3 pseudogenes are annotated in these 2,399 nt (G+C 46.6%); all 3 read left to right on the forward strand.

Features of this window, described 5'->3' with window-relative positions:
- Nucleotides 1-161: 161 nt before the first annotated feature.
- A pseudogene (locus ASC50_RS07555) lies at nucleotides 162-1,349 on the forward strand (lipid-A-disaccharide synthase); the annotation flags it as partial.
- A 36-nt stretch (nucleotides 1,350-1,385) separates the two neighbouring features.
- A pseudogene (locus ASC50_RS07560) lies at nucleotides 1,386-2,081 on the forward strand (tRNA1(Val) (adenine(37)-N6)-methyltransferase); the annotation flags it as partial.
- A pseudogene (locus tag ASC50_RS07565) lies at nucleotides 2,078-2,399 on the forward strand (hypothetical protein); the annotation flags it as partial. The pseudogenes ASC50_RS07560 and ASC50_RS07565, both read left to right, overlap by 4 nt.

Raw genomic sequence — 2,399 nt, forward strand, 5'->3', positions numbered from 1 at the left:
TTTCTGCGTCTAAATACATAAATTGAATTCTTTTAATTATTATTATTTTTTTAGCGGGTGCAAAGGTACAACTATTTTTTGAATATACAACAATTTCGTTAATTTTTCGTTTAAATTTGGAATTTTTGGGGATACAATATAATGACAAAGAGGGACTGATTATGAAATATTTTTTAGTAGCAGGCGAGGCGAGCGGCGATTTACACGCATCCAATCTGATGCGGGAATTGATGGTGCAGGACAAGGCGGCGGAGTTTCGCTTCTTTGGCGGCGACCTCATGCAGGCGGTGGGAGGCACGTTGGTCAGGCATTATCGCGATATGGCATATATGGGCATTATCCCCGTGTTGATGCACCTGCGGGAGATTTTGGCGAATGGCAAACTATGCCAACAAAGCATTCGCGACTACCGCCCCGATGTGGTGATTTTTGTGGATTACCCCGGCTTTAACCTCCCGATGGCAAAATTTGTGAAAACGCAACTCCACATCCCCACCATATATTATATATCGCCAAAAATCTGGGCGTGGAAGAGTTACCGCATCCGCGACATCCGAAAATACGTCGATAAAATGCTCTGCATCCTGCCCTTTGAGGTAGATTTTTACAAAAAATACAATTACGCGGTCGATTATGTGGGCAACCCAACGGTGGACGAAATTGCCGCCCGCAACCACCAAAACGAAACATTTGAAGCATTCCAACAAGCAAACCACCTGCAGAACAAACCAATCATAGCCCTCCTGGCAGGCAGTCGCAAGCAAGAAATCAAAGGCAACCTGCCAACGATGCTTGCCGCCGCCGCTGCTTATCCCAACTATCAGGCGGTCATCGCCGGTGCGCCGGGCATTGATGCCGACTACTATCGCCTCGTCATAGACCGTCATTGCGGGCTTGACCGTCATTGCGGGCTTGATCGTCATTGCGGGCTTGACCGTCATTGCGGGCTTGACCCGCAACCCCCTGCCATTCCTGTCATTTTCGGACAAACCTACCGCCTCCTCCAGCAATCCCAAGCAGCCTTAGTAACCTCCGGCACCGCCACGCTGGAAACCGCCCTGCTGCGTGTGCCACAGACGGTGTGCTATAAATGGAAACTTAAGCGCACAGCAACATGGGTGTTCAAACATCTCTTTAAGTGCAAATACATCTCGTTGGTCAATCTGATTGCCAACAAAACAGTAGTCCAAGAACTGTTTGGAGCCACTTTTTCGACAGAAAACATCCGCACCGAATTGGGCTTATTGCTCAACGACACGCCCTACCGCCAAGCAATGTTGGATAATTATGATGCTATGATTGCGAAGTTGGGGACTGTGGGCGCGTCCGAAAAAGCGGCAAAAGTAATTACGACCGGCAATGGCATATTTCGATTCAAGCAATTTTCCGTGCAGCACGATTTGTGCGCTATGAAGGTGGGCACGGATGGCGTGCTTTTGGGCGCGTGGGCGGGAGCAATTACGGATTTGCAGCGGGTTTTGGATGTTGGTTGCGGTTCGGGGGTGATTGCTCTGATGTTGGCGCAGAAAATGCAAAAGGCTGAGATTGATGCTATCGACATCGACGAAAATGCTTACAACCAGACCGTTATAAACTTCAAAAACGCGCCTTTTGATGACAAGCTAACCGCCATTCACGGCGATTTTCGCACATTCGCACCCACGCAAAAATACGACTTGATAGTGTCCAATCCGCCCTATTTTGTGGATTCATTACCATCGCCCAATGCCGAACGCACCATCGCACGACATGCCAATACGCTATCTTACAGCGACTTAATACAGCACAGTGCAACAATGCTCGCCGAAAACGGGCGTATTGCCCTGATTTTGCCCTTTGAAGCCTTCGACACCATCCAATCGCTCGCCGAAGCAAACGGCTTGACACTGACCCGCAAAACGGTTGTCCGCCCCAAAACCGGCGCACCACCCAAACGCATTTTGCTGGAATACAGTTATCAGTTACCAGTTACCAGTTACCAATTATCTGAGGATGAGTTGGTTATAGAGAAGGATGCGGGTGTGTTTAGCGATGCGTATGTTGCTTTGACTAAGGATTTTTATTTAAATTTCCCCGAATGAAAAATATCTTGATTTTGTGTGATGCCTTTCCCCCTGCTTTTGCCCCACGAGTTGGTTATTTGTGCCGGTATTTGCCGTCGCTTGGGTGGAATCCTATTGTGGTTACAGAAAATCAAACGGAACAAATGTACTCGCATTTAACTAAAAATGAGAACGTTACTTATGTAAACTTTTTTCTTAATCGTAATAATCAATTTTCCAAATTAAGATATTTTTTTGTTTTTATGGCTGACTACTTGTTTGGCTACAAAAAACGAATCATCAAAAAACAGGCGAACAAGGTTCTCAAACGCAACAATATAGCACTTATTTTATCCA

It is taken from the genome of Candidatus Symbiothrix dinenymphae (genome assembly GCF_001431085.1).